Raw genomic sequence first — 20,101 nt, 5'->3', positions numbered from 1 at the left:
TCTGGACCGACCACATGCCACAGCACGCCTGGGCGGCGGCCGGGGATCTCGATGAGCGAGATCATTCCAGTTCCCACCGAGGTCACCCAGGCGGTCGAGGAATACGTCTTCTCGGAGCACTTCGCCCGCGACAACAAGGAAGACCGGTCACCGCTCGACGAATCGGGCATCTGGGAACTGCACCGAGTTGCCGCGCGTATCTATGCGATGGGGTTTGAGGGCGGAACGCGTGTGCAGGCGCAACGATCGCGTGCCGAGCTGCAACGCGCCCGCGCGGCAGGACTGCAGGCGGGGTAGGTCCGCATCGTTTTCACGCATTCCTCGGTAACAGGGGAATGCCGCAGAACTCGCACCGAAATTCCATACGGGGCACCGATATTGAGCGCAACAATCGATAAGTATGACGGCCCTGCTCCGATTTGCTCAGCCCCGCGACCAGTGGTGAGCGAACGAGCATGGAATGGACCCGCAGTGACGACGGCGACCCGGACGGGAGTGGCAACCCGATAACGGGTTGCACCGAAGTCTCCCACGCCTGTGGCCGCCTCAAGCGCGCGGAGACCGCCAAGGCCGACTCGGCCGATCAACGACGAAAGGCGCAAATTCGATGCGCGAGTTGAGATCACTCATCACGTTCGGCATTGCCCTACTGGCGGTCATCTACTTGCTTCCCATGATGCTGAAGTCGGGCGCCAGCATCATCGAGGCCAACAGCAACCAGGACCACTCCAGCTCCCAAGCGCCCGCCACAACCCCGCCGGCAGCACCATCGGCACCGAACATGCCGGCCGAACCCGCCGACTGGACCATCGTGGGACTCGTCGCCATCATCGCTCTCACCGTCCTGGTCATGGCTGTGCTGGCGTGGTTCGCCTGGCGGCACCTGACCAAGCGCGGTGTCGACAAGCGTGAACAGCAAGCCCGCCGCGACGGCCAGATCGCCCTGTGGACCCAAGGCCTCAACGCGCTCGACAAGACCAGCGAAGCGCTCATGGAATTCGAGACCGATCCCGAATCTGTGTACTTCACCCGACCCCTTCTCGGTGACGTCAGCGAGCCGGCCACAGCCGCCTTCTACACCGCCTACGGCGCCGCGCGAAACCTGTGCACCGAGACCATTCCGAGCGAGTCGTCTCTGGTCATCGCATTCGCCGAAGCCGCCGAGAACGCGCGCCGAGCATTCGGCGTCGCCGACGAAAACGCCCGCAGCAAGGCCCGCCGCGGCATCAGCCACAACGGCCACAAACTCTCTCCCGAGGAAAGCCGCAAGATCGACCAGGCCCAAAAGCTGATGCGCCAGGCCCGCGACCCCGCCCTCACCGAGGCCCACGCCCACAACGCCCTCACCAAGGCCCTGGAGCTGCTCGACGCCGCCGGCGTCATCGTCCCCGAACGCCTCACGGCGAACGTCACCAAGAGCATCGACACCATTCACCGCAAAGCCTTGACCAGCTGATCGCACGAATCAAGAAGGGGGACACCACAATGCTTCAAACAGTAGGCACCATCGGTGACCTCTCCCTGGACGACGGCGAACCGTCGCACATCAGCAGCGCAGGCACCCCGGCCGCGCTTCCCCCGGCCAAGACCACCTGGACGGGCCAGTGCCGCGCCCCGGTGCGCCTCCGGCCCCAGACCGAGCCAACCCTGCACCAGCCGCCGAACCGGCGGACCGCGGCGGCAGGTCCGATGACCGCCGAATCGATGTGTGCCCACCGTGAACGCCGACGCACCACCGGATCCATGTGGAGGAAAAGATGAGCTGGTCAATCGGCTATGACGAGAAGTGGCAGCGCGACAACGGTTACGGCGTGCCAGCCGAGATCACCGCACGCGACGAAGCCGTCCGCACCACATACCGCGGCGTCGCACACCTGCGAGGTGTCCTTTGACCACAGCGCTACCGAAGAAGCGCAAGAAGGCGGCGGTCAAGACCGCCCAGCACCGGCCAGCCACACGGCGCAGACGCTTCAAACACGACACCCTGGTCGCCGTCGACCTCTTCAGCGGCTTCGGCGGAATGACACGCGGAATCGAAGCCGCGGGGATCGACGTGATCTCGGCAGCAAACCACGCAGAATATAAAGTCGAGGTCCACGAGGCCAACCATCCCAACGCTGAACACTGGATCGCCGACCTCGTCGACCGCGAGGCCTCCAACTACCACTCAGTCCGCGATCTGCCTCCCGGCGACATGCTCTGCGCCGGAGTGTCCTGCGTCAACCACTCGCCAGCCAACACCAAAAAAGCCTATGCACAAGGCCTCTCGCTATTCGACCTGGACGATCCCGAGTTCGACGAACGGGTCACCAAGTCAGAGCGCGACCGCGCAACGGCCAACTGCGTCCTGCACTATGCCGCCCAACACCATCCACGCCTGATCCTCGTCGAGTGCACCACCGAACTGACGTCATGGGGTCCGCAGGTGCCAGGCAAGAAGTACGGCGACGGAACAACATTCAGATGGTGGATCAAGCAATTTGAGAAACTCGGCTACCGCTACCGCATCCTCTACCTGAACTCCATGTTCTTCGGGGTCCCGCAGAGCCGCGACCGCCTCTACATCGCCATGTGGGACCGCGCCCTGCCCACCCCCGACCTCGACCACCGGCCCGTGTCATGGTGCGGCTTCTGCGCCAACATGGTCGAGGCAGTGTGGACCTGGCGCACCGGGGTGTCACCGACCGGACGAGTCACCTACGGCCGCCAGTACGACTACCGCTGCCCCAGCTGCAGACACCAGGTCATCCCCCCGATGACACCGTCCCTGGCGGCACTGGACCTCTCCGACCTCGGCACCCGCATCGGCGACCGGGACAAGGCGCTGGCCGACACCACGATGGCAAGGGCCGAACGGTGCCGGCAGCGATTCGCCGAGTTCCCCGCGGTGCTGATGCCGGCCAAGGCGCAACGAGGATCCGAACGGCATCCGTGGCAGCCACTGGCGACCCAGACCAGCCAGCAGGAAACCGGAATCTTGTCGACCGGCGCGATCATGGGCGTGGCGGGACACACGTTCGAGCGGCCCGGATCGGATTGCCGCAGCCGAGATCTGAGCCAACCGCTGTGGGCGCAGACCGCCACCAACACAACAGGTTTGTTGACCCCGCCCTTGGCGATGGCGATCGACAACTACCAGGGCGCCGGCCGGGGCACAGATGAGCCGCTCCCTACCCAGGTCGGTTCGGAAACCCTCGGTCTGCTGTCGGCCGGGATTGTCCCTTACCGGCGCAACACCGTGCCCACCAGCCATGGCGAAGCGATGCCAACGGTGACGACCGAGCAGATCCCGGGCCTGCTGACCGCAGCCGGAATGATCAAGAACAACGGCTCGATCGACGAAGCCCACTACCGGTCCTACCCGATGAGCGAAGCGCTCGGCACCGTGGTCGGATCGGCTGTCACCCAAGGCATGTTGTTCTCGGGATGGAAGCCCGACACCGCCGCCGCATCGGTCAGCCAGGTCGGCGACTACTCCTTGGTCACCCCGACACCTGAGTGGCAGGCAGCACTGGCCGACCTGCGACTCGAGGACTGCTACTACCGCATGATGGGCGCCCACGAGATCGGCCGTGGATGCGGGTTCGACGTCGACTTCGGCACCCACCGAGGAACATTCATCGTCTGGGGGTCAGCCCGCAACCAAACAGACGGATTCGGCAACGCCGTCTCACCTGCTGTCGGAACGTGGCTCGGCACCCGCCTGCGGGCCATCGTGCACACCGAGGAAGCCGCGTGAGCACCGGAAGACTACAGGCGCTTGCCATGCGACTCCGAGGCCGCAAGCCATGCGGATGGCGAGGAAGCCACTCCGGAGACGGCTCGGTCGGCGTCGATATTGCCTGGCCCTGCGGGCACGGTCAGGGCCGCACAACACCAACGTGCACCGCCCATCTTGACCACCTGCTGTCTCAGGGCGGGACGGCCAGCGCAGCGGTCCCGTGCGTGGTGTGCGAGACCCCCGGGGCGGCCAGAGTCACCGCAACGCACGACATGTATCCGGCACCGCGATATCTGCGCCGCCGCGCTGGTGGCTCCAGGGCAGGCAGGTGACCGTGCGCGATAGCGAAAGTCGAGCAGCTTCGACATCGGTGATCGACACCCCGGCAGCCGACGTGCTGGTCGAGGCCGGGCTGATGACCGACGTACCGCCGTGCAGCTGCGGCCGGACCGTGCACCGGAATTGTGTGCACCACTCGCAAGGGTGGACCCGGATCCGGCGAAACCTCGGCAAATCGAAATCTGTAGCCGCCGGCCGGCGCGGTTACCTCACCGAAACGTATGAGGGCCAAACGGATGAGTGAGCAAATGACGTTGTTCTCGTGCGCCGGTGCCGAGGTCAAGTACGCGGTGATAAGTGAATGTGGCCGCTACCGCTACGAGCTCGGCCGCCGCTGGGATCACGAGGGTCCACTGCTGGAGTTCATCATGCTCAATCCCTCGACCGCCGACGCCAACACCGATGATCCAACGATCCGACGCATCGCAGGATCGGTGAAACACCCTGGCTTCGCGCGTGTTTGGGGCTACGGGGGCATTGTCGTGCGGAACCTCTATGCCTACCGCGCCACCGACCCGACCGAACTGGCCAACGCCGAAGACCCGATCGGACCGGACAACCGCGACACCCTCAGCCACGATGTCGCGGACTGCACGATTGTGGCCTGGGGCGCTCACCCGGCCGCGGTCGGATGGTGGGCCGGCTACCCCTACGCCTGGCAACGGACCGTGATTGAACGCCCCGCGCTGTTTTGCCTGGGCACCAATGCCAACGGCTCACCCAAGCACCCGTTGTACGTCCCCGCCGACACCACACCCAAGCGATGGGAACCCAGCAATGCCGGCTGAGAGGCGCAAGTGCATCGGCGGCAACACGATCCCTCGGGAAGGGACCTTCGAACGCGGCTTCTGCGGGCTGTGCGGCACAGACCTACGGATCCGCAACGACGGCACACTGCCCGAACACCAACTGCGCTACGAACGATTCCTGGCAGAAATGGCTGCCGCCGTGGAGAGATTGGTCGGGTGGCGGGGATTCGGATCACACCTTGGCGCGTCGCAAAGCCCCGCACCAGGCGGCCCGCCGAGCCCGACGTAAGCGCCCGAACAAGTGGCCAGACAACCGACACTAAGGAAAGGAACTGCGCAAGATGAACGCATCCGATGACCAGTGGGAACCGCTGGGGGAGTCACCCGCCATCGCGGTCGTCGCACCGAAATACCAGGCGGTGCACCAGGTCACCATGTACCAGGCGCGCTGCACGTCCTGCGGGACGGTCGAGGAGGACTACGGCGATTTCGGTGCGCTCCGTGATGCCGGCGATGCAATCAGCCATGTCGTAGCCGACGGCTGGTTCGAGCGCACCCGCAACGAAGCCGGTCAACGCGCTGACGGAACGCCGTGCATCGTGGTTCATACCGTCGAGCTGCTGTGCCCGAACTGCCAGAAGTGCGAGATCTGCGACAACGCGAAGGCCCATCCCGACGAGGAGGGAGAACACATGGTCTGCCAGCAACACGAGAACCATGTGTTTGAGGAAGCATCGTGATGCCGAGCACCGACGCTCACTCGTTCCCGATTGAAGTCCTGCGCGGCGCGTCTCCCCGGCGCCGCCGGCACCCGGTTGCAAGGGCCGGCCATGCCTGAACCCCGAACTCGCGCATCGACGTGCGGCGTCTGCCGCGGCCCGATCACCTTCTACCCGCGCCGCCCAGAGGACGTCGTGCCTCGAACCACGAGCGTCAACGAGGACACCCGATGGGCCCACGACCGGGTGAGCGACTGGCTGCACAGCCGCCACCGGGCCCGGCCTGAGACGGAGGCGTCGAGTGGGTGACACCGCGGCCCTGCTTGCCGCACTGCAGCGCCATTACATCAAGCCGGGCGACATCGTCACCGGTGGAGTGTTCCTGGCTGAGGTCGGACAAAACGGGGGGCACTCTTGGCCGGCGGTGCGTCGATGCGACGCCCTCTACATCGGGTTCACCTCAGCCAGTGGGCGAATCCTCGCTGGCCACGAACTCAAAGTGTCGCGCGCGGACTGGCTCAGCGAACTCAAGAAGGTCGGAAAAGCAGACGCGTGGGCCGATGAATGCCACGAATGGTGGCTGGTGGTCAGCGACCCCGAGATCGTGCACGACGGGGAACTTCCCGACGGATGGGGACTGATGTCACCGGGGCGCGCGGGAAGCTCGCGGATGAAAGTGAACGTCAAAGCCGCCCGAAAGGATCCCGGGTCGCATCGGCCGAGCTGGGATGCGGTGCGCAGCATCATGGCCGCATACGACACCCGCCGCGCGCAAGCGATGACGGAGTTCTGGTCCACTGCGGTCAGTGAGGCCACCACCCAGGCCAACGCCAAAGTGCAGCAGCGCATCGATCAGGCAGTGTCTCAGGCGATGTCGGCAATCCCGGACACCGCCGAGCTGGTGACCCGCCTTCAACTCGTCGAGCAGGCTTTGGGTGCACAGATTGACTGGCATGCCACCGACGCCGCCACAGCGCGGGGAGGCCGCGTTGCGCTGGCCGACATCGCACAGATCGCCGAGGCCGTGCGAGCCTGCGGCGATGTGCGCAGAGCGGCCTGGAATCTGGCCGAGGGCTACCGCAACCCGGTGCGCGAGACATTGCTGGCGGTGGAACAGCTCGACCAGGCGCTGTCGCAACTGCGCGACGTCACCGCAGCCTCTGCCCCGGGCGGCGCGGCGAACTGGCCGCAAAATTCACCACACGGAGCAGCCCTGATCGCAAACAATCGTAGGCATGCCCCTACATGAGCGCACTATTGATCCTTTGGTGACTCTCAGTGCGGCAGCAGCTGATCCCGCCTCCGGCGGCCAAACGGCGGTCGTTCTCGCCTTGGCGCTGGTCGGAGTCGTGGTCGTAGCGATCGCGGTGATGCGGCGCGTCACTCGATGGGTGATGCGCATCCCCGTGCTGGTGATCGGTGCTGCGGTGGCTGCCGTGCTGCTGCCCTCCCTCGGCGATGTGCTGGGCAGTGTCGGCTTGCCCGAGAACCCCTCGGGGCTCATCAATGTCTTGTTCGGTCCGTGACAACGTCGAATGGCACTGGGTAGCAGGTGTATTCGATGCGCAACCCCAATGCTGAAAGGTGTAAGCGGTGACTGAGATCGTCAGTGAAGCTGTGGCAGGTCGTTTCGGGATAGGAATCGGCGATGATGGCCGCCGGCATGCCGTCGAGCGTCCCCACGAGTCGACGGCCTCTGATGGGGCCGCCCGCTCCGCCGGTTCGTTGGCTGTGTGCGGACAGTGGACGACCGAGGCAACTCTGTGGGGCGATTGGGATCCCGACAAACCCACAGTCCGTACGCACCGCTGTGAGCATTGCGGATGGGTTCTCGCCATGCGCGGGGCCGCCCCGATGGCCGAAGAAATCGCCAGATACGCCGTCACCGGCCGCGACCGCGGGGTCATGGTTGCCGCCGGCACAGACCCCGACCTCCTGCATCGCCTGCTGACCGCGATCCTCAAACCCGAGTCGGAACTGGGCGCTGAACCGCTCAGTGAGATCGGCCCGGGAGCACTCTCGAGCCTGCTGGCGCACGCGGCGCGCCACCGCCCTCTTGTCCTTCGATGCGAAAAATGCACCGACACTGCCAGCTCGCCTGACGACCTCGACGAGGACAACCACAACTGCACTCAGGTGGCCTGTGCGGGGTGCAGTTTGAAACACGGCGACTGGGCAGGGGAATGGGAAGGCTACCTGCGCGCCGATTGCACGGTGGCCTGGCCCTGCAGTGTGATCACCACGATGGCCAACCATCACGGCCTCGGTGTGGTGTCACGGTGGGCGAGACCGAGCGGTGCCGCCGCCGAGATGCCCGGCCTGCCCTGGCCCGGTGCCATCGCTCAAGACGGACGATGGCACCAGTTCGCCGTGAACTACCGCCGCGATCCCGACGACACGACCTACACCATCACCCCCGCCGCCGGGCCCCGAGGCAGACAAGTGCTGCGGGTGCACCACCCCGTCGGGTTCAACGCCCGAAGCGAACACGCCGGCGTCAAGGAAGCCAAAGCCCACGTCGACGAGCTGATGACCTCATTCGGCGCCGCCAGCGGTTCTCGCCGGTGATGCAGCTCCAAAATTGCTGATCGGACCCCCTCAGGCGGTGCTATAGAGTTTTTCTGGCGATCGAGTCGAGCCAAAAAAGGGGGAGAGTGCCGCAGTGAGCTATCCAGATCCCAACCAGCCGTGGCCGCAACCAGCCCCAGGGCACTACCCGCCCTCGCCGCCAGCAGGATCTGGACCCTATGGATACGGCTATCCGCCCAACAACGCTGCCTGCCCGCCCGCGCAGCCATACGGCGCCTACCAACAGCAGCCGCCGTATTACCCGCCACCGCCCGTCCCACAGCCCGCGGCCCGGCGCAACGGCGGCGACTCGCGGTTCTGGCGGTTTCTGGAGGGGCTACTGGTTCTTGGCACCGGCAACTTCACCGACGGTTTCGGGAAGACCGCGCGGGCCCGCGTCATGACCGTGCTGATCATCTTCGGCGTCACCTTCGCCGTGCTCGCTTGCCTGATCCTATTGGGCAGTAGATAGCGGCATCGTGTGTGAGTGCTGCCTAGGCGGTGAGGTCATCGAACGCACCTAGCGGGCCGGCCTGCTGGGAAAGCCACCGCATGACCGCGTCGTGGCTGAGAGTCCATCCGGTCAGGGGTAGATGCGCGATGACGTCTGCTTTGAACTGCTGGTAGAGGTCCATGCTGACCGTGTAGCCGTGGTGGCACCGTGTGCACGGTGTGGGTTCTGGTTGATCGGCGATCACCTTGGCGTGCAGGATCACCGCGGTGCCGCGGCATGTCGTGCACAGTGCCGAGTTCCCCAGAGCGTGGATGATGAGCGATCGTGCCAGATCGGCGGGTCCACTGCCGCCGTACCCCCAGGAGAATCCGTCTTCACCGTGCAATGGATGGTGGGGAAGTGGAGCGATGCAGCCCGAATCGTCCTCGATCGTGACAAGGCGAGGTCCCGCAGCGCTTTCCAGACCGTATCCGCGATAGACCAAATCGACCATCGACCGTGCATCCGTTCAATTCCGTTGGAAACAAAGGAATTCATCACATGTGACGTGAATAGAACGCTAGTCGCGGCCGGGGGCGGCGCGGGGGTGTTTCTGGGGTCAGTTTGGCATGGTGAGCGCCGCCGGCGGAACGATGCTAGACGTGGCGGTCGAGCCCGTCTCCTGCGGACAGCGCTGCGCGCGCCAGGGCGGTCAACGGATGGTCGTCGCCCAGGAAGCGGACGCAGTCAGTGACCAGGCGCTGGGTGTGTTCGCGTGCGGCGGTGAACTCTTTGGCGGCCCACAACGCATGTGCAAGGTGATAACGCGACGTGAGGACTTGATGGCTCTCGGTGCCGAAAGTCCGTGTGTGCTCACTGATCCTGCGTTTGATGGCAATGATGTGATCGAGCAACGATGTCGCCTCACGGCGCCGCTGCGCGGCCTGGTCCTCCGCCCATTGGCCGCTGTCGGTGCCGCCTTCATCGTCATAAATCGCCCGCGCGAGACCGTGATACTCGTCGAGCCAGTGCTGCCACCCGACCTGGCGCTGCAACAGCATTTCTCGACCAGCCACGGTCATCGGATGCTCGGCACCTAGGGTCCGCGTTTGGTCTTCGACGAGCACTTCGCAATCAGCCAGGGCGTCGACATCGCGGTGATCGGCTGGGTTCCACTTCGCGCACACGAATCGTGCGGCCAACGTGTGCTCGTGGTCTGCACCAAATGTGCTGCGAAGCAAAGGAAGTACCGTGGCAGCCTCGTTGACCGCGTCGGCTGTATGCCCGAGATCACCGCGCCAGACGGCTAGTCCGATCCGCGCAACGAGGACCTCGGGGTGCAGGGAGCCCTGAACACGTTGGCGAGTGGTCAGGATTTGGCTGGCTTCGTCGATCGCGCCCGCAAGGTCGCCGAGGCGGCGACGCGCGATAGCCACGTTGTAGCGCGCCGACAGGGTGTAGGCATGATCGGGACCGAGGCTGCTGTGCTCATCGGCGAACAGCTGTACCCAAGTGATGAGGGTGGCTGCCGGGTCAACGGAGGCATCGGGATGGCATGCCAGGGTATGGCGTGCCATGAGGGTGTCGGGATGGGTCGGTCCCAGCGCTTCCTGCAAGAGCGGGATGAGCCGTTGCAGCTGCTCGCAGGCGATATCGATGTAGCCGTTGCCGAAAGTCCACTGGGCCAGCATCACTGCCATGTTCAAGGTGTCGGGATGATGCGGCCCGAGTGCATCCTTGAGCGCGCCCAGCAGCTCGGCGCCCGAGCTGGTGGCCCCGGCAAGGTCGCCGGCCGCGGCGAGCGCGTCGACATGTGCACGCAACGTGCGAAGTTCGGTGACCCGCTCTGTGTCGACAGTTTCGTGCGTTGGCGCGACGGCCTGGTCAGGACGCTCGGCGCCAACGGGGTCGGTCATCTCTTCATACTGCCGGGTGCCTGGGGGCCGGGGCAGCCAATATCGCGATGAGTTTGGCCCAGAGCCGGGGGCTCGCGAGCGAGCGGTAGGCCGCTGCCCGGAGGCGAAACTGGTCGAACTGGTCGCAAAACTTGCGTTTTCGGGGTGGGTGCAGTCGCAAGAATCGTCCTATGGCGACCGAAACGGCATGGGCGAGAACTCCGACCGCAGAAGACGGTTGGTTGCCCGCGGGGCGTCCTGATCGCCGTCGCGCTGGGGCAATGGTCGCGGCGCAGGCGACAAGGCAGGGGGTCGGGGCAATGCGCACAAATTCACTTCCAGCCGACGACAAAGGCTGCGTGGAGCGCACGGTGATCACCGATGATGGTGTGCGCCTGGCGGTGGCCGACTACCACGCCGGCGGACAAGCCAGCTGCACCGTAGTGCTGCTGCACGGGCTGTGTCTGCGCAAGGAGTCGTGGACCCTTCCACTCGACGATCTCAGGGAGTGCTGGGGCGAGGAGATCCGGATCGTCACCTACGACCACCGCGGCCACGGCAACTCCGGAGACGCCCACACCAGCACCTACCATCCCGAGCAGCTGGCCCGCGACCTGGCCGCCGTAATCCGAACCCTGCACATCGAATCGCCGGTTGTGCTGGCGGGCCATTCGATGGGCGGCATGGCGGCCCTGGAGTACGTCGCGCTGCCCGCCGAGCAACGACCGGTGGATCCGGACGGACTAGTGCTGGTGGCCACGGCCGCTGGCCGCCTGGCAGAGCGTGGGCTTGGCCGCTTGCTCGGATCCTCGGCTCTCGGCGTGCTGGTCGAACTCGTCGAGCGAATGCCCCACCAAGCCGCCGAACGTGTAGCCCGCGCGATCGTGGGACCTGCCTGTGCGATGTTGGCTCGCCATCACGGGCACAGCACCAGAAGCTGGGAAGCGTTGACCGCAGTCACCGCCGATGCCGTCCGATCCGCCCGGATCAGGACCGCAGTCGGGTTCCTGGTGGGACTCAAGCACTTTGACCAGTACCGAGTTCTGAAACAGATCGCAGCCGCCACCGTCATCATCAGCGGCGGAACCGACATGCTCACGCCCGTTTCGCACGCCCAAGACCTCGCCACCGCCATTCCCGGTGCGGCTCACGTCCACCACCCCACGGCCGGACACATGCTCCTGTCGGAGGTCCCGCGCTCGGTGACCGCGTCGATCAACCGTGTGATCGCCCGCACCGGATCCGGCGTCAAATCGTCCACCACCGTGGCGATCGCTGCGAGCTGACTACCAGTACCGGGCGCCCACGCCTGGTCCCACACCTGACACCACCGGAAGGAAACCACAGGGTGCCCGATGTTCAGCAGTTCCAAATCGAGCCATGCATCGTCGAGGCCGTCCAGTGGACCAGCCCCGAGCAGGGCGATCAGATCGCACGGTGGTGCGGCGGGTTCTACGACCGACGAGGCGAGGGTGCGGCCGGCCCCGACGGTGAGCAGTGGGGAGAGCTGATCTGCGAGACGTTCGCAGGGCAACTCACTATCTCCCCGTTCGACTTCGTCGTTGACATCGCTGGGGACAAATGGCCCTGCCGTCCCGACGCGCTGTACCTGTTGGCCGGCCACGCGAGCCTGAGCAATGGCTAACCGCAGTGCAACCCGCCGATCGATGCGGCGGGTGATGGCCGTTGACCTAGAGCCCGGTGTCAGCGTCGCGGTGCGCTGCCCCAACGGAGCGATGCGCGCCTTCTCAGTCAGCCGCGTACGAACGATTCGCAACGGCAGTGTGTTCGTGTGGGGCCGGGTCCTGCACACTCCCGGGATCGAGTACGAACACGAATCGTATGTCCGTATCGACGGCCACATCAGGGTGTGCGTCCTGCCGCGCCACTACGGCGTGTGCTTCGACTGCGGTGCCCTCTCGCCGTGCCCAGACGAACTGGCCGAGAGGCGCAGTGAACGCGCGATGGCCGAAGTCGACCCGTTCGAGCTGATCTTCGACGACATCGTCGCCCACGCTGCCGGCTAGGTTCAGGACCGCCCCTCCCGCGCTCGGATATCCACAGGGCCTTCGAAAGATCGGCGGCGCATAATGCGGTCGGGGGCGCGGCGAGCGGGTGTCAGTCAGCGCGGTTGCCGCGAGGCTGCGGAGTCGTCACCTGCTCGCGCTGGGGGCCGCTGCGAGCTACGATGAGGCCGTCCCGGACGCCCAGCTGGTATGGCTCGCTATGATTCTTGCCACTGCAAATAAGTTGGCTCTTACATTAGGTGCCCGTGCTGGGATGTAGTGGGGGAGAAGCCCATTCGCCGCGACGGGGTTCTCCGGTCCGGGATCCTGGCCGCTGGAGATCGTGCAGCGGAGTGGGTTGCCACCCCTGGTGCCTGGCTTAATCCGCGTTCCTGCCGCCCTGCCGGGGCTGGCCCTCACGCAGGCTGCCGGCACCAGGGAACCAGGACGAGCGGTCCGCCTGATCCGCCACCGGATTCTCCGTTGAGCTACTGCTGATGTGCCGACGTTGCCTGATGACGAGCGCCGCCAGGCGTTGATGAGTGCGGGCTGATTCGCCGCTACTGGTCAGTGTGCTGCATCGTAGGCGTCTATGACTGCAGCGGGCATCCGGCCGCGCCGGGAGACAGTATGGCCGTTGGCGGTTGCCCATTCGCGGATCGCGCGGGCGCGTTCGGGGCCCGTTGCCTTCGCGGTGGCGGTTTTGCGGGTGGCGGTTTTGCGTGAGGAGGCTTTGAGAGGCTCAAGTTGTTTCTTGGCCGACAGTTCTTTCTTGGTCGACTTTCGGGGCCCGGGGCGAGCTGTTTTCCGTGCGGCTTTGGCGTCGCGTGCTTGGGCGTTCTTGGCGGCGGCGATGTATCGGGCCATGTCCTTGTTGAACTGGGCGCCGTTCTTTTTCGTGAGGACGAGTGTGTAGTCTTGGCCGCGGAACGAGAAGTCAACTGTGTCAACGGCTTCGGCATCAATGGATACCTCGTCGAGATCGTCGACGTATTCGATGGTGACTATCTTTCCCACGCAGCGTCCTCCAGGTCATGTTGATTTTCGCGGTGAAGCCTATCGCGTGTATCGACTCCGGTACGGCGACGGTTGTCCAGGTCTCAGCCTGTTTTCGAATCTCGCGGCGCCATGGCGACACGTTTCCCTTGGCGGCTGGGACTTACTGGGCGGCCAGGGCTGCAGTGAGGCCTTGGACGATGGCGTCGGCGTATTTCTGTCGGCCGTCGACGTACTCCATGGCGATCCAGAGGTGGCCGGTGTGTTCGCCGCGGTCGCGGACACCGACGATGTGCGGGTGCCACAGCGCGGCGGCCCGGTCGGCTTCGAGGTTGAAGCGCTCTCGGAAGCTGGGGTCTTCGGCGGTGCTCGCCAGAAGTACTTTGATCGCGTCTTTGCGGGGCAGCCGTGGGTGGTCGACCAGGTACACCGCGCGCCCATGCCGGCGGTGCCGAGCAGCTGCACCACTGTGTAGCCGGCGAACGTATCACCTGGGGCGAGCGACATGCCCGAATGCTAATCGGGCCCCCGATTCCCTGATGCGGTTTGCCACAGACGTGGCCGTCCGGATTAACCGCCCGGCTCTCGCTGCTTGCTCTGCAGTTTCCGCCAGCAGCAGCCGCGGCGCATGTATTCGGTGCGCGTACCGTCGATGAGTGGCCAGAACCGTCAACCGCAGCCAGCGCCGGGCTCCTGCGCCGATGCTGGCTGTCCTCGGTTCGCCGCCTCACGACGACACTGGTTGGGCGGTCGAGTGGAAGTTCGACGGCCAGCGCGCGACTGTCGTTGTCGACGGCTCCGATGTCGCGGTCTTCTCCCGATCTGGCGCAGATGTGACTCGCGCGTTCCCTGAGCTTTCAAGGGTGGCGACCGCGGTGGACCACCGCCGTGTGGTTCTCGACGGTGAGATCATCGCGCCTGCTCGTGACGGTCTGCCCTCGTTCTCGCGGCTGCAGCAGCGATGGCCTCAGAACCGTCGGCCGACACCCGAGTTGCTGCGGGAGGTGCCGGTGCAGCTGGTGGCTTTCGATGTGCTCGCTCTGGATGGTCTCGATATGAGAGCGGCCCTCTACGTGGAGCGCCGCGCCGTGCTCGACACGTTGGCGCCAGCCGATGGGCACAGAGCTGTCCTGGCGGTGCCCAAGTCATGGACCGGGATCTCACCTGCCGACATGCTCGAGATCGCCGCTTCCCATCGGATGGAGGGGATTGTCGCCAAGCGCCTGGACTCGCCGTACCGGTCTGGCAGGTCACCGTTGTGGGTGAAGTGCCCGGTTCGTTCCACAGCCGAGGTCGCGATAGTCGGATACTGGCCGGCTTCGGCTCCGGTGGCCTCGCCAAGCATTGGTGCCCTATTGCTTGGAGGTCGCGATGAGGCCGGCGAATTGGTGGTCGTAGGGAAAGTGGGAACCGGGTTCAGCTCGTCGGCCAGGCGACACCTCTATGAGCTGCTGCACACGATTGAGCGCCCGGATCCTGCCGTCGATCGCGGCTTCTACGAAGCGTCCGGTCTCCGTTGGGTGGAGCCTCTCTATGTCGGCGAGGTCGCGTATCGCGAATACACGCCGGGCGGTGGGCTTCGCCACGCTTCATGGAAGGGCCTGCGCGCCGCCGTCTCGCTCAGCGACGTGCAATTACCTGCCTAGTCGGCGTAGCTGCCCGGCGCGCGCTTTGCTGCGCCCGGGACGTCGCTTTTCGCGTGGTGCAGCGGCCCGGCGAATGTAAACCCCGTCGGCGGGGTATCTGATCTTCACCACTGGGATCTGTCTTTGGGGGGCGACGACGATGGCAAAGGGCGATATCAGCACGTATCACGCCGACTGGAGGGACATACCCAGCACACGCCTCGAAATGTTCCTATTCGTTCCCGCCCTGGGATAGTATGGGAACTGTGAGTGATGATCGAGTTCGTGTCGGGGCCACCCTCAAGGCGCTGCGCGCGGCGCAGGGCTGGACAACCGAAAAGTTCAGTGAGGCTTTGGGTATCGCCCGGCCAACCTTGGCCAACATCGAAGGTGGCCGCAAACGTCTCACACCAGACAAAGCCTTGCGCGCCGCAGAGATTCTGAACGTTCCCCTGGCCGCCATCGTCTCTCCGGCGGTGTCAGATCCCGTTGCCGCGGCTCATTCTGCTGTAGCTGGTGACGACGATTGCGACGTCATCGACCTCGGTGACGCGGGGACGATTGAGATCACCTTGAGGCTTCGTCTGCTGCAGATGGACCAGCGCGACGTGAACGCGGTCCTCGAAAAGGTGTCAGAGTTGCGGAATCTCGGTGCGCGGATCGCTGCAGGTTCGACCGACAGGCCGGCTGTCGCCGAATGAACTCCGTCGGGAGGGCAGGGGTGGTGAGGATGGATAAGCCGATCGCCGACCTTGAGGCGGGCGACGTCGTCGTCTCGCTTGTTTGGCCGGATGGTTGCCGGCGCGCGATTCGCGGTGGGCCGTTTGAAGTGGCGTCTATCGAGCCGACTGGTGGCCATTGGGAGGGCGTTGCGCAGACTCGAATTGTCGCCGCCGGTCGAGCTAGGGCAGATCGCTATGCGAATGGCGCTACTCATGCAGAAGTCCAGTGAGGCAGGGATGAGCCGTGATCAAGAGCCACGCGGGGGCCTTGACGACGGGGCAGCGTGTCATGTGGCGGGCCGAGCGGAGCGCCCGACCGGGCGGCGGTGTGGTCGATTCCTGACCTCGTGTTCATACCGTTCCCGGACGTCGGGGCGTAGTTGGGCGAGCATGGCCAGTTGTCGGCTGTGTAGGTGGCCGTCGGCGTAGGTGGCATGGTTGGCGGTCAGATCGAGTGCTACGCACCAGCGGCGGCCGTAGTAGGCGCCATCGTTGGCCCACTCACTGTTGGGCCACTGAACGAGGTAGTGACGGTCGATGCCGTGATTGTTCGCCAGCAGCATTTCGTTGGCTTCCCAGGTTCCGCAGGCGGGGCAGATCCACACGGTGATGGTGTCGTCGTCATCGAGCTGGTAGTAGAGGTCGTGGGCCCGGGCGTCCGCGACTGTCACTGTCTGTGTGGTGACGAGCTCGGCGAAGGCCGCATCGCGTGCCGATCGTGCGGCGGCCTGGACGCGTGTGGTGGCGGGATCAAAGTCGATGGTCAGCTGTTCGCCTGCCGTCGTCGGTGGCGGTGTCACGGTGTGAATTCCCTACTGGTGATTGACTGCTGGCTGGTTTGTCGTCGTGGCGACTCGGAGGCGTTCGATGATGTCGGCCGGTGGGATCCACAGGCCTAGTGCGCCTCGGCATGGGATTGGTTCGGGCAGTGAGCGCGCGTTTTCCAGGACGAGGTGGGTGATCCGCCGGCGGCGGCGGCCGCCGTGCGCGACTTGGGCGGATTCGCCCCAAGGTTGGCAGCAGTTTCCGATTTCGGGGTGCACGTCGACGAGGTCGGCGACGCCGATGATTTCGCCGCGTGCGGTCCAGATGCGTGAGGTGTGGCTGTATTCGGCGGTGGTGCATCCGGTGGTGGCGTCGTTCCATGCTTGGTCGACGAGTTCGCAGGCTCCGCCGCGGTCGGACCAGCGGTTGCCGGCATGGATTCCGATTGGTCCTCGGTAAGACCACTGCTGAGTCCGATTCACGACGGTTTTGCCGTGGAAGATCGCCCATGCCCAGGGCTGCTGAATTGTTATGCAGCGCAGCGCTGTTGCGTCGGCTTGTGACTCTTCATTGCTCGATGCCCGCCGCGTGTGGTTCATGGTTTGGACTGTACGACAGGGTACTGACATTGCGTTTCGTGCATAGTGCAACAACCAACGGTTGTTCCTGGTAACAACCGTTGGTTGTTCTCGTGTCGGTGCGTCTGGTTAGCGTCTGGGTTGACTGCCGCAGTGCAGCTGACTATTTCGATCCGACCCGTGGAGGTAGCGCGATGGCTATTCATGCACATAAGACCGTTGAGCAGGTGGCGCTGGCTCATGGTTGGCGGCGGTACCCGAGCGACCGTTCGGAGAACGTGTGGGCGCGGGGTGTGTCTCGGATGCACCTGGGCTACAGCCCGACGGGGCGCGCGCTGCAGGTGGGGTTGTTCTTCCCGGAGGGTTGCGGCACTGGCTATGGCAACGATCCGACCCCGGCCCACAGCGCTGGCGGCTGGGGTCGATCGCGACTCGATGATGTGCTTGGCTGGCTGGCCACTGAGCCGCGGTGGGCCCGGCGGCTGGTGGTGATCCCCTGTGCTGCGCGAAAGTTGGACCGTGCTCACCATGTTCGCAAGCTGTATGACAGTGATCATTTTCGGTTGGCGGTGCGCGCGGCGGAGGTTCGGGCAGCCGAGCTGGGCGCACAGGCGCTGTTGCTGTCTGCGAAGCACGGGTTGTTGACGTTGGACGACTACATCGACCCGTACGACGTCACGATGGGCCAATCGGGCGCTGTGGATGGCATGTGGGTGGCCGGGCAGCTGCAGATGCTGGGTGCTGAGCGCATCGAGGCGGTGGTTCCGCAGCGCTATCTGGCGGTGCTGCGTGAGGGCGTGGAACTGCTCGGCGCCGAGGGTCGTGACGTCGAGCTGGTGGATCGGTTCGCCGGTGCGCGTGGGATCGGGGATCAGCGTGCGGTGTTGTCGAGGATGGTCCGTGGGGTGTAGGCATGCTGCGTGAGCAACGAGCCGTCGATTCGGGCTGCGGGCGCCCGTGATGCCGAGTCGTTCGCTGCGGGGATGGCCGAGCACTCGCTGGGACTTGCCGTGGATGTCTGGTTGAAGCGGGTTGCGGGTCGCCAGGTGACACCGCTGCAGCGGGCCCGGTTGATCAAGGCGGTGCAGCGGGGCCGGGCTCCGGAGACCAAGGATGTTCAGCTGCTGCACGCGGCTCTGCTGCGGCAGGCCGGGTTTGAGTACGTCGATGCCGGCGCGGCCGCGGTCGATGCCGGCGCGACCTATGTCGAGGTCGGTGAGGCGTTGGGGATTTCGCAGCAGGCGGCCAACAAGCAGATCGCGCCGTATCGGCGGCGCGAAGCATAACCATGTGACACGGTCTCGGGCGTCCCTTGTCGCTACTGGTTGTGGTCGGTGGTTCTGAGGGTTCGTACTGGGGCGGTGTCGAGCTCGGCGAGGACGTCGGTTGGTCGGGTAAGCAGTGCGGCGAGTGCCTGGAAGTCTCGGTGGTACTCGGCCGGGTCGTCGGTATGCCTCAGGGCGTGGTGAAAGCGTTCGCGGACATTCCCGTTGATGTGAGGCAGGTATTCGGCTTCCAGGGTGTTAGTCAGGTTGCTCCAGATCGCTGAGTGACGGTTCTCGTAGTCATCGAGCTGGTCGGCGATCGTTGCGATGCGCTGGCGTTCTGGGTCGTGGGGGTCGGGATATCTCGCGTCGAGCATGGGCCGGAAACGCAGACAGATGCGATCGATTCCGGTGGTGTCGGGCCGGGACTGTTCGAGCTCGCTGAGCGCCGCGGCCGCGGCGGTGGTCGCGTCGGCCGCGGCGGGTGTTTCAGGGGCGAGGGACTGGAGCGGGAGTGCGATGGAGGCCACGGTAGCGATCACGTCGGGATGGATGGCGAGCGATACAGATCCGTGGGCCTCGTGAATGTTGACGTAGCGGACCGCCCGGGCGCCGCGCTCGTCGAGCTCGGACAGTGGGACCTCGCCGAAGTAACTGGGGATTTCGTCGCCGACGTGTGGATGGAGGTCGTTTGGTGCGAGGTGGATGTGCACGCGGTGTAGCCAATAGCGGACGGTGGATCGGTCCACGGGGTCTTGGTCGCTGAGGCGGCGCAGCATGTTCTCGATTGCCGCTTCGTAAGTGCCGAGGTGCAGCGCGAATGATGTGCGCTGCTCGATGATCTGCTGTTGGGCTGCTTCGTCGAGGTAGGAGAAGCCCTCGGCGACCATGTCGGCTGTTTCGGCCGCATAGGCTTGGCGGTCGGGCCAGTTTTCATAGCGGCTGGTGTGATACCAGATCAGGCTGGCCACCAAATCATCGCGCAGAGCAACATCATTCGGGTCACGCAGGACTGGGTTGAGGTCAGCGGTGTCGTTCTCGGCGCCGCACGCGCATGTCACGGGCTCTTCCAGCGTGGTGGTGTTGATCCTGCCGGCACAGTCGGGGCAGGTGAACCAGTAGGTGTAGTTGAAACCGGCCGGGGGCTGCTCGACGAACTCTGCGGACGCCATAAGCCGGTTTAGTTGTTTTGGGCGCGGCGGTGCTTGCACGCTTGGGCCTGCTGCAGGGTCGCAAGGACGGCTTGCGCCTCTTCGGTGGTCATCTCGGGCAGCACCTCGTCGAGTGGTGCGCGATCAGCGCTTCCCAGGAGCGGCGATTGCGCTCGTGAATGGCGCCGAGCTCGCGGTCGTGATCCATGTTGGCGGTCTAGGCCTCGGTGCCGGCGGGCGGCGGCGCGGGCGCGTCGTGCTCTGCTAGCCAGGTCAGGATCTGTTCGGCTTTGTCGTGGTCGCGTTGGGTCAGTTCGTCCTTGGGCAGGTCGGTGCGCAGCGGAGTCGATGCGGATCCGTACATGCGGGTTGCGCTGGTGACCGCTCCGGCCGGCGCATAGCCGATGATGATCACCCGCTCTGATCGTTCGTAGATTCGGCCGTTGGTTGCGACGTCGCCGAACGCCTCCGACCAGCCGTGTTCGGCTGCCGTGGTCGCGATGCGGTCCCGTGCCGAACGATGCTCGGTGCTGGTCTCACTGTTGTTGTCGCCCATGATTCCCTCTCGT

26 protein-coding genes and 1 pseudogene are annotated in these 20,101 nt (G+C 65.1%); 19 read left to right on the top strand and 8 right to left on the bottom strand.

Going from position 1 to position 20,101, the window contains the following annotated elements; translation table 11 throughout:
- Positions 1–51 precede the first annotated feature (51 nt).
- The 12 genes from G6N44_RS28055 (at position 52) to G6N44_RS28005 (ending at position 8,568) form a co-directional block, all read left to right on the top strand.
- The gene (locus G6N44_RS28055; protein ID WP_163670550.1) at positions 52–297 is read left to right on the top strand and encodes a hypothetical protein; all 246 of its coding nucleotides are present in this window, start codon (positions 52–54) and stop codon (positions 295–297) included.
- A 310-nt stretch (positions 298–607) separates the two neighbouring features.
- The gene (locus G6N44_RS28050; protein ID WP_088305642.1) at positions 608–1,456 is read left to right on the top strand and encodes a hypothetical protein; all 849 of its coding nucleotides are present in this window, start codon (positions 608–610) and stop codon (positions 1,454–1,456) included.
- Positions 1,457–1,485: 29 nt separating this feature from the next.
- Positions 1,486–1,761, top strand: coding sequence for a hypothetical protein (locus G6N44_RS28045; RefSeq protein WP_163670548.1), 276 nt, complete (start codon positions 1,486–1,488; stop codon positions 1,759–1,761).
- Positions 1,758–1,892, top strand: coding sequence for a hypothetical protein (locus G6N44_RS29735; RefSeq protein WP_264033067.1), 135 nt, complete (start codon positions 1,758–1,760; stop codon positions 1,890–1,892). Before G6N44_RS28045 ends, G6N44_RS29735 begins: the two co-directional genes overlap by 4 nt.
- Positions 1,889–3,739 carry a DNA cytosine methyltransferase gene (locus G6N44_RS28040; protein WP_088305641.1) on the top strand — a complete coding sequence of 617 codons (1,851 nt, stop codon included), beginning with the start codon at positions 1,889–1,891 and terminating at the stop codon, positions 3,737–3,739. The genes G6N44_RS29735 and G6N44_RS28040 overlap by 4 nt, the downstream gene beginning before the upstream one ends.
- Positions 3,740–4,091: 352 nt before the next feature.
- Positions 4,092–4,304, top strand: coding sequence for a hypothetical protein (locus tag G6N44_RS28035; RefSeq protein ID WP_088305640.1), 213 nt, complete (start codon positions 4,092–4,094; stop codon positions 4,302–4,304).
- Complete coding sequence (locus G6N44_RS28030) at positions 4,297–4,848, top strand: DUF1643 domain-containing protein (RefSeq protein ID WP_198542297.1); 552 nt, start codon at positions 4,297–4,299, stop codon at positions 4,846–4,848. Before G6N44_RS28035 ends, G6N44_RS28030 begins: the two co-directional genes overlap by 8 nt.
- A 302-nt stretch (positions 4,849–5,150) precedes the next feature.
- The gene (locus G6N44_RS28025) at positions 5,151–5,549 is read left to right on the top strand and encodes a hypothetical protein (RefSeq protein WP_088305637.1); all 399 of its coding nucleotides are present in this window, start codon (positions 5,151–5,153) and stop codon (positions 5,547–5,549) included.
- Between the two features lie 280 nt (positions 5,550–5,829).
- Positions 5,830–6,777, top strand: coding sequence for a hypothetical protein (locus G6N44_RS28020; RefSeq protein ID WP_088305636.1), 948 nt, complete (start codon positions 5,830–5,832; stop codon positions 6,775–6,777).
- Positions 6,778–6,796: 19 nt separating this feature from the next.
- A complete protein-coding gene (locus G6N44_RS28015; RefSeq protein WP_088305635.1) occupies positions 6,797–7,054 on the top strand; it encodes a hypothetical protein in 258 nt (85 codons plus the stop codon).
- A gap of 67 nt (positions 7,055–7,121) precedes the next feature.
- Complete coding sequence (locus G6N44_RS28010; protein ID WP_088305634.1) at positions 7,122–8,096, top strand: hypothetical protein; 975 nt, start codon at positions 7,122–7,124, stop codon at positions 8,094–8,096.
- A 94-nt stretch (positions 8,097–8,190) separates the two neighbouring features.
- Positions 8,191–8,568 carry a hypothetical protein gene (locus tag G6N44_RS28005; RefSeq protein ID WP_088305633.1) on the top strand — a complete coding sequence of 126 codons (378 nt, stop codon included), beginning with the start codon at positions 8,191–8,193 and terminating at the stop codon, positions 8,566–8,568.
- A gap of 22 nt (positions 8,569–8,590) precedes the next feature.
- Here G6N44_RS28005 and G6N44_RS28000 read toward each other — a convergent pair whose 3' ends face one another.
- Both G6N44_RS28000 and G6N44_RS27995 read right to left on the bottom strand, forming a co-directional pair.
- Positions 8,591–9,043, bottom strand: coding sequence for a DUF6166 domain-containing protein (locus G6N44_RS28000; RefSeq protein ID WP_088305632.1), 453 nt, complete (start codon positions 9,041–9,043; stop codon positions 8,591–8,593).
- A 142-nt stretch (positions 9,044–9,185) separates the two neighbouring features.
- The gene (locus tag G6N44_RS27995) at positions 9,186–10,445 is read right to left on the bottom strand and encodes a tetratricopeptide repeat protein (RefSeq protein WP_088305631.1); all 1,260 of its coding nucleotides are present in this window, start codon (positions 10,443–10,445) and stop codon (positions 9,186–9,188) included.
- 299 nt (positions 10,446–10,744) lie between these two features.
- Between G6N44_RS27995 and G6N44_RS27990 the strand changes: the two genes are divergently transcribed.
- From G6N44_RS27990 to G6N44_RS27980, 3 genes are all read left to right on the top strand, one after another.
- Positions 10,745–11,710, top strand: a complete 966-nt coding sequence (locus G6N44_RS27990) for an alpha/beta fold hydrolase (RefSeq protein ID WP_163670546.1) — start codon at positions 10,745–10,747, stop codon at positions 11,708–11,710.
- A gap of 62 nt (positions 11,711–11,772) precedes the next feature.
- A complete protein-coding gene (locus G6N44_RS27985) occupies positions 11,773–12,069 on the top strand; it encodes a hypothetical protein (RefSeq protein WP_088305629.1) in 297 nt (98 codons plus the stop codon).
- A 34-nt stretch (positions 12,070–12,103) separates the two neighbouring features.
- Positions 12,104–12,451, top strand: a complete 348-nt coding sequence (locus G6N44_RS27980; protein WP_088305628.1) for a hypothetical protein — start codon at positions 12,104–12,106, stop codon at positions 12,449–12,451.
- A 546-nt stretch (positions 12,452–12,997) separates the two neighbouring features.
- On the opposite strand, the gene G6N44_RS27975 is transcribed toward G6N44_RS27980, so the two are convergent.
- Together G6N44_RS27975 and G6N44_RS27970 are read right to left on the bottom strand one after the other, a co-directional pair.
- On the bottom strand, positions 12,998–13,447 hold the full coding sequence (locus G6N44_RS27975) for a histone-like nucleoid-structuring protein Lsr2 (protein WP_088305627.1): 450 nt from the start codon (positions 13,445–13,447) through the stop codon (positions 12,998–13,000).
- Between the two features lie 202 nt (positions 13,448–13,649).
- A pseudogene (locus tag G6N44_RS27970) lies at positions 13,650–13,933 on the bottom strand (serine/threonine protein kinase); the annotation flags it as partial.
- Between the two features lie 149 nt (positions 13,934–14,082).
- Between G6N44_RS27970 and ligD the strand changes: the two are divergent.
- Positions 14,083–15,072 carry a non-homologous end-joining DNA ligase gene (gene ligD, locus G6N44_RS27965; RefSeq protein WP_235683165.1) on the top strand — a complete coding sequence of 330 codons (990 nt, stop codon included), beginning with the start codon at positions 14,083–14,085 and terminating at the stop codon, positions 15,070–15,072.
- Between the two features lie 245 nt (positions 15,073–15,317).
- Positions 15,318–15,752 (top strand): helix-turn-helix domain-containing protein, encoded by a 435-nt coding sequence (locus tag G6N44_RS27960; protein WP_235683164.1) that lies wholly within the window; start codon positions 15,318–15,320, stop codon positions 15,750–15,752.
- Positions 15,753–16,060: 308 nt separating this feature from the next.
- Here G6N44_RS27960 and G6N44_RS27955 read toward each other — a convergent pair whose 3' ends face one another.
- Both G6N44_RS27955 and G6N44_RS27950 read right to left on the bottom strand, forming a co-directional pair.
- Positions 16,061–16,573 carry a hypothetical protein gene (locus tag G6N44_RS27955; protein WP_088305624.1) on the bottom strand — a complete coding sequence of 171 codons (513 nt, stop codon included), beginning with the start codon at positions 16,571–16,573 and terminating at the stop codon, positions 16,061–16,063.
- A gap of 12 nt (positions 16,574–16,585) precedes the next feature.
- Positions 16,586–17,137, bottom strand: coding sequence for an ASCH domain-containing protein (locus G6N44_RS27950; RefSeq protein WP_235683163.1), 552 nt, complete (start codon positions 17,135–17,137; stop codon positions 16,586–16,588).
- 173 nt (positions 17,138–17,310) lie between these two features.
- Between G6N44_RS27950 and G6N44_RS27945 the strand changes: the two genes are divergently transcribed.
- Together G6N44_RS27945 and G6N44_RS27940 are read left to right on the top strand one after the other, a co-directional pair.
- Complete coding sequence (locus tag G6N44_RS27945; RefSeq protein ID WP_133062591.1) at positions 17,311–18,027, top strand: DUF6884 domain-containing protein; 717 nt, start codon at positions 17,311–17,313, stop codon at positions 18,025–18,027.
- Positions 18,028–18,036: 9 nt separating this feature from the next.
- A complete protein-coding gene (locus tag G6N44_RS27940) occupies positions 18,037–18,402 on the top strand; it encodes a Fis family transcriptional regulator (RefSeq protein WP_088305622.1) in 366 nt (121 codons plus the stop codon).
- 32 nt (positions 18,403–18,434) lie between these two features.
- Here G6N44_RS27940 and G6N44_RS27935 read toward each other — a convergent pair whose 3' ends face one another.
- Positions 18,435–19,553 (bottom strand): hypothetical protein, encoded by a 1,119-nt coding sequence (locus G6N44_RS27935; protein ID WP_163670543.1) that lies wholly within the window; start codon positions 19,551–19,553, stop codon positions 18,435–18,437.
- 196 nt (positions 19,554–19,749) lie between these two features.
- Positions 19,750–20,088, bottom strand: coding sequence for a hypothetical protein (locus G6N44_RS27930; protein WP_088304729.1), 339 nt, complete (start codon positions 20,086–20,088; stop codon positions 19,750–19,752).
- Positions 20,089–20,101: the final 13 nt, after the last annotated feature.

The sequence above is a fragment of the Mycolicibacterium alvei genome, assembly GCF_010727325.1.
GTDB classification, from domain to species: domain Bacteria; phylum Actinomycetota; class Actinomycetes; order Mycobacteriales; family Mycobacteriaceae; genus Mycobacterium; species Mycobacterium alvei.
The sequence above is the reverse complement of the archived record's forward strand: the minus strand, read 5'-3'. Positions and strand labels throughout refer to the sequence as shown.

Coding starts and splice junctions, on each gene's coding strand:
- G6N44_RS28000 (WP_088305632.1), bottom strand. CDS start 9,043: ATGGTCGATTTGGTCTATCGCGGATACGGTCTGGAAAGCGCTGCGGGA.
- G6N44_RS27950 (WP_235683163.1), bottom strand. CDS start 17,137: ATGAACCACACGCGGCGGGCATCGAGCAATGAAGAGTCACAAGCCGAC.
- G6N44_RS27935 (WP_163670543.1), bottom strand. CDS start 19,553: ATGGCGTCCGCAGAGTTCGTCGAGCAGCCCCCGGCCGGTTTCAACTAC.
- G6N44_RS29735 (WP_264033067.1), top strand. CDS start 1,758: ATGAGCTGGTCAATCGGCTATGACGAGAAGTGGCAGCGCGACAACGGT.
- G6N44_RS28050 (WP_088305642.1), top strand. CDS start 608: ATGCGCGAGTTGAGATCACTCATCACGTTCGGCATTGCCCTACTGGCG.
- G6N44_RS27995 (WP_088305631.1), bottom strand. CDS start 10,445: ATGACCGACCCCGTTGGCGCCGAGCGTCCTGACCAGGCCGTCGCGCCA.
- G6N44_RS28055 (WP_163670550.1), top strand. CDS start 52: ATGAGCGAGATCATTCCAGTTCCCACCGAGGTCACCCAGGCGGTCGAG.
- G6N44_RS28045 (WP_163670548.1), top strand. CDS start 1,486: ATGCTTCAAACAGTAGGCACCATCGGTGACCTCTCCCTGGACGACGGC.
- G6N44_RS27990 (WP_163670546.1), top strand. CDS start 10,745: ATGCGCACAAATTCACTTCCAGCCGACGACAAAGGCTGCGTGGAGCGC.
- G6N44_RS28030 (WP_198542297.1), top strand. CDS start 4,297: ATGAGTGAGCAAATGACGTTGTTCTCGTGCGCCGGTGCCGAGGTCAAG.
- G6N44_RS27980 (WP_088305628.1), top strand. CDS start 12,104: ATGGCCGTTGACCTAGAGCCCGGTGTCAGCGTCGCGGTGCGCTGCCCC.
- G6N44_RS28025 (WP_088305637.1), top strand. CDS start 5,151: ATGAACGCATCCGATGACCAGTGGGAACCGCTGGGGGAGTCACCCGCC.
- G6N44_RS27945 (WP_133062591.1), top strand. CDS start 17,311: ATGGCTATTCATGCACATAAGACCGTTGAGCAGGTGGCGCTGGCTCAT.
- G6N44_RS27930 (WP_088304729.1), bottom strand. CDS start 20,088: ATGGGCGACAACAACAGTGAGACCAGCACCGAGCATCGTTCGGCACGG.